The following is a 4,895-nucleotide window of genomic DNA, read 5'->3' as shown; positions in this document are numbered from 1 at the left end:
TTGAAAGCACCGGTCTTGAAAACCGGCATATGTGAATAACGTATCTAGGGTTCAAATCCCTATCTCTCCGCCACCTATCTTAAAATAGGGGTGTAGCTCTAATTGGCAGAGCAGCGGATTCCAAATCCGCCTGTTGGGAGTTCAAATCTCTCCACCCCTGCCATCAGTCGAGTTTTTTGTTCACTAAATAAGGACTGCAATAAAGAACTTGTTGATTATTTATCATTGTTGCAAATGTGTTTTAGTCGTCATAATTGCATATTAATTTTTTTTCTAAAAACCTAAATTTTGATAAGAAACCATTTGCTAGATAGATCCTTTATGCATTAAAGTGCGCTAATTTAAACGCAAGATACAAGAGGAAAATTTAATGAACAAGACCCAGTTGATCGACTTTATTGCCGAAAGGGTCGGCTTGTCTAAAGTGCAAGCCAGGATTGCTCTTGAAGCTATTTTGAATATAGTTATGAATACTTTAAAAGAAGGTGATCAAGTTCAGATGATCGGTTTCGGCACATTCAAAGTAAATTATCGTGCATCTCGTGTTGGTCGAAATCCTAAAACTGGCGATCAAATCCAAATTGCTCCTTTGAATGTACCTACTTTTGTTCCTAGTAAAACACTAAAAAGTCTAGTCAAATGAAAATTGATATATATACGTTTATAAACAGTATTCAAGTGGTTTATTAATTTAGAAACTTGAAGTTATTTATGAAAAATTTTATTTTGTTTGGGCTGATCTTATTTCTTTTGTTAGGTTGCCATTCACCGGTTCAAACATTAGTTTTAGAACAAATATCTCATTATTCTTCTGGCGAGTCAATGGGACGTTTGACTGGTTTCTATTGGTATACTGAAAAGTCTTTTGAAGCAGACTCAGGAGGCGATTATGTTTCTATTCCTAATTATGGATGGTATAAAACTGATTATCGTTGGGTAGGTGGTGTGTTGCGAGAATTGGTTCGCCGAGGAGAACAATTAAAACTCAAAGGCTTGATCCCTTACCATGTTCATGTTCGTTTTGATGGAAATAGCGAACCTGTATATCAACAGTATCGCCTAGCTGGGAAAATATTTCCTTTGAATAAAGGGGAGTTGCTTCTCTATCAGCAGAAAGCTGCTTATATAGTAGATAAAACGAAAGAAAGTGAAGGTTTGGAATTGATTCAAGGTTTTTGGGATGGTTCAGTCTTAAGGACTTGCTCTGGCCAAGTATATGATAAAATTAACTTTAAGCAAACATTACCAGATTTTGTTTTTAAGGATTTAAGCTTTATTAATAGTTATATTGCTTTCTTGGGTAAAGCCACATCTAAGCAAGTCTTCATCAAAGAACTATTACTCTTGGAAGGTAAAGATCACGTTTGTGTTGAAAGACCGATTTATCTTTGAACAGAAAAAACACAATATTCGATACCTGATTAGAGCTAGGGAAGATCGAAAAGTGGCTTTTTTAGATTACTGTTTCTTAAATTTTTAACAAATTGCCTTAAACTTAAAGAAATCAGCGCTTATTTAATGCTTTATTCAAAAGAGATACTTTTTGTTCTAATTCAGATGTAGATTTAGCACATATGTTTATATGTCCCATCTTTCTTCCAACACGCTTTTTCTTCTGGTACCAGTGAATATAACAATCCTTGATAGCTAGTATTTCATTCGGTACAAAATCTCTACCTAAGATATTTATCATTGATGTCATTTGAGTTAATTTAGTGCTTCCTAAAGACATGTCACATATAGCACGTAAATGGTTTTCAAATTGAGAAGTTTCAGCTCCTTCCTGGGTCCAATGTCCGGAATTATGAACTCTTGGCGCAATTTCGTTGACTAGTAATCTTCCGTTGACGTCAAAAAATTCTACTGCTAATATTCCAACGTATTTTAGTTTATCTACGATAGTTGAAAATATTTTATCAGCTTTCCTTTGAAGTTCAAAATTCTTAATTGTAGTCGATAGGATTAGTATACCATTATTATGTATGTTTTCCGATAAAGTATAGGTTACAATTGTCCCGTTTTTTGCTCTTGCTCCGACTATAGATAATTCGCGAGTGAAAGGTATCAATTTTTCAGCAATGATTCCTTGTTTTACAGAAGTAGTAATACATTTTTCTAGTTCTTGCCAGATAGCATTAATATTTTTAGTATTTGTCAAGCGCCACTGATTTTTTCCATCGTAGCCACCTATGGTGCTTTTGAGTATCATAGGTATACCAATTTTTTCAATTGCTATATCAAAGTCAATGCGATTATTTATAGCTACGTATTCAACATTTTGGACTTTGATTTTATCTAGAAAAGCTTTTTCAATGCGACGATCTTTTCCTGTCTGAATTGCTTTTATATTTGGGGAAAGTTTACCACTTCGTTCAAAGAACTGTAAAATATCATCAGGAATATTCTCTAATTCAACAGTGATTGCATCAGCTTTTTGGACAGCTTCGTTCAGATTACAATTTAATAAAACTTTGCTTAGAGGATGAATGATTTCTTGGGATTTTATATCGAATGCCATTATTTGAATATCTAGAGATACTCCTGCTAAAAACATCAGACCTGAAAGTTGTCCTGTTCCAATCACTAAAACTTGCATACGCTTCTAACTCTCTATCGGATTTGGATTTAGTAGAATGTTTTCTGTTTGCTTACTACGGAAAGTCTCAATTTTAGCCATTACGTTGTTATCAAGTGTACCTATAATTTGAGCAGCAAGAATTCCTGCGTTTACCGCACCTGCTGCACCAATAGCTAGAGTTCCAACTGGGATACCTTTAGGCATTTGTACAATAGAGAGCAATGAATCCATACCTCTTAGTATATGAGATTCTATTGGTACACCAAGTACAGGAAGAGTGGTAAACGCAGCAGTCATACCAGGTAGATGAGCAGCACCACCTGCTGCAGCAATAATTACTTTCAAATTGCGTTTTTTAGCGTTTGTTGCATAATCAGCTAGTAATTGAGGTGTTCTATGTGCTGAAATTATTTTAGTTTCATACTCTACATTGAATTCCTTAAGCATATCCGCTGCTAATTTTATTGTTACCCAATCAGATTGTGAACCCATGATAATACCAACTTTCATTTCAGATTCCCTTAAATTATGATACTTTTTATATCACTGAAGAACGTGCTTATTTTATGCAAAGAAGTAGATTTAAATCAATTCTTTTCTGAATGAATACTTTTGATTTCTAGATTTAATTTTTTTAGAGGCTTCCTATATATCCAGAGTTTCATTTTGGAAATTTACTATGAGGAATTTTGAATTAGCGTTGATGGCGCTTCAAAAAGGTGAAATAATCGCCTATCCGACTGAGGGTGTGTTCGGACTGGGCTGTGATCCCGATAATTTTCAGGCTATTAGAAAATTGCTTAGATTAAAGCAGCGTCCTATTGAAAAAGGACTCATTTTGGTAGCAGCATCTTATCAGCAATTGCTACCTTATATCAATGAAAGTCAACTAAATCAAGAACAGTTGAAGCAAATATATGATAGTTGGCCAGGTCCTGTAACCTGGGTTATGCCGCCAAGTATTTTAGTTTCTACTTACTTATCTGGAAAGTTTAGTTCCATTGCAGTAAGAGTGACTGATCATCCAGTAGCGCAAATAATGTGTTACGTGTTTGGTAAACCTTTAGTCTCAACTAGTGCTAATTTGAGTGGAGAATCACCATGTACAAGTAGTTCTGAAGTTAAGAGGCAGTTTGGTGATAAATCAGTAACCATTTTAGAAGGCAAAGTAGGTAACCCAGGTAAAATAACTACAATTCGCGATGCTAAAACTGCAAAGATACTAAGAGTATGTTAATAAAAATGATCTCACCGCAAAGTTGGATTAAGAGACATAGAGAAACATTTGGTGAAATTGATATTTATGTGATATTTGGAAATCCGATTAAACATAGCAAATCTCCATTGATTCATACTTTATTTGCACTGCAAACTAAAGAAAATCTTATTTATTTTCCTCAATTAGTCCCCATCGGCGGCTTTTTTAAAGCAGTAGAAGATTTTTTTTTTCAAGGTGGAAAAGGTTGTAATGTCACTTCTCCTTTCAAAGAAGAGGCATTTCAGTTTGCAGATAAATTGACTAAACGTGCAGAAGTTGCAGGTTCTGTTAACACATTAAAAATTGATGATGGTAAAATTATTGGTGACAATACAGACGGTGAAGGATTAGTACAAGATTTATTGCAATATCATATAGTTAAAGGAAGTCGTATACTGTTAATTGGTGCTAGCGGAACTGCTAGAGGTCTTTTAAAGCCATTGCTAGATCAAAAGCCAGAAGAAATTATTATTACCAATCGTACATTTATAAAAGCAAAAAAATTGGAAAGGTTTTTTCAAAAATATGGTAATCTGAAAGCATTAAAAATGAATGAAATTAATCAAATTTTTGATGTGATCATTAATGCGACATCCGCTGGTATGAGAGGTGAATTACCTAATATTTCACCAGCAGTATTTATTTCAGCAAGGATAAGTTATGATCTAATATACGAAAATTCTGGAAGAACTTGTTTTAATCAGTGGGCAAAAAAAAATGGAGTCAGAGATGTATACGATGGTTTAGGAATGTTGGTCAGACAAGCAGCAGAAAGTTTTATGTTTTGGAGAGGTTTAAAACCTGATATTGAGAAAATATTAAGGGTATTAAGGAGAATTTAGAGCATCTTATGGTTTCAAAAAACAGTTTTCCAGGCATAATAAATCTTTCAGTTTTGCATAGTCTAATTTTATAATATCGATATTTGATTTTAATGTTTTGTGGTTTTTTTCATCGTATTTTAGGAGAAAGAGGACTGAAGGTAGCTGAAAGATTAATGGGATTATTATTAGTAATGATTTCAATCCAAATGTTTCTGGATGGGGTAAAAAGTTATGT

Annotated in this window: 6 protein-coding genes, 1 tRNA gene and 1 pseudogene; 6 read left to right on the top strand and 2 right to left on the bottom strand. The window is 34.0% G+C overall.

The window, feature by feature from the left end; all coding sequences use genetic code 11:
* Window positions 1-86 precede the first annotated feature (86 nt).
* The 3 genes from CF67_RS02465 to CF67_RS02455 all read left to right on the top strand — a co-directional run bounded on the left by CF67_RS02465 (window position 87) and on the right by CF67_RS02455 (window position 1,392).
* A tRNA-Trp gene (locus tag CF67_RS02465) sits at window positions 87-163 on the top strand.
* 189 nt (window positions 164-352) lie between these two features.
* Window positions 353-643, top strand: coding sequence for an HU family DNA-binding protein (locus tag CF67_RS02460; RefSeq protein WP_278184769.1), 291 nt, complete (start codon window positions 353-355; stop codon window positions 641-643).
* 68 nt (window positions 644-711) lie between these two features.
* Window positions 712-1,392 (top strand): DUF1481 domain-containing protein, encoded by a 681-nt coding sequence (locus CF67_RS02455; RefSeq protein ID WP_034413973.1) that lies wholly within the window; start codon window positions 712-714, stop codon window positions 1,390-1,392.
* Window positions 1,393-1,504: 112 nt separating this feature from the next.
* On the opposite strand, the gene CF67_RS02450 is transcribed toward CF67_RS02455, so the two are convergent.
* Together CF67_RS02450 and purE are read right to left on the bottom strand one after the other, a co-directional pair.
* Window positions 1,505-2,596: a 5-(carboxyamino)imidazole ribonucleotide synthase gene (locus CF67_RS02450; protein ID WP_034413972.1), complete on the bottom strand. Its 1,092-nt coding sequence runs from the start codon at window positions 2,594-2,596 to the stop codon at window positions 1,505-1,507.
* Window positions 2,597-2,602: 6 nt separating this feature from the next.
* Window positions 2,603-3,088 carry a 5-(carboxyamino)imidazole ribonucleotide mutase gene (gene purE, locus CF67_RS02445; RefSeq protein ID WP_034413971.1) on the bottom strand — a complete coding sequence of 162 codons (486 nt, stop codon included), beginning with the start codon at window positions 3,086-3,088 and terminating at the stop codon, window positions 2,603-2,605.
* Between the two features lie 169 nt (window positions 3,089-3,257).
* On the opposite strand from purE, the gene tsaC reads away from it, so the two are divergent.
* The 3 genes and pseudogenes from tsaC to CF67_RS02430 all read left to right on the top strand — a co-directional run.
* On the top strand, window positions 3,258-3,815 hold the full coding sequence (gene tsaC, locus CF67_RS02440) for an L-threonylcarbamoyladenylate synthase type 1 TsaC (RefSeq protein WP_034413968.1): 558 nt from the start codon (window positions 3,258-3,260) through the stop codon (window positions 3,813-3,815).
* Window positions 3,816-3,820: 5 nt separating this feature from the next.
* A complete protein-coding gene (aroE, locus tag CF67_RS02435) occupies window positions 3,821-4,678 on the top strand; it encodes a shikimate dehydrogenase (protein ID WP_052538063.1) in 858 nt (285 codons plus the stop codon).
* Window positions 4,679-4,758: 80 nt separating this feature from the next.
* Window positions 4,759-4,895: pseudogene (locus CF67_RS02430) on the top strand (MarC family protein); the annotation flags it as partial.

Origin of the sequence: Candidatus Photodesmus blepharonis (assembly GCF_000731795.2) — a bacterium.
In the GTDB taxonomy this organism is placed as follows: domain Bacteria; phylum Pseudomonadota; class Gammaproteobacteria; order Enterobacterales; family Vibrionaceae; genus Vibrio; species Vibrio blepharonis.
Note: the sequence above shows the minus strand (reverse complement) of the source record. Positions and strands in the feature narration are given on the sequence as shown.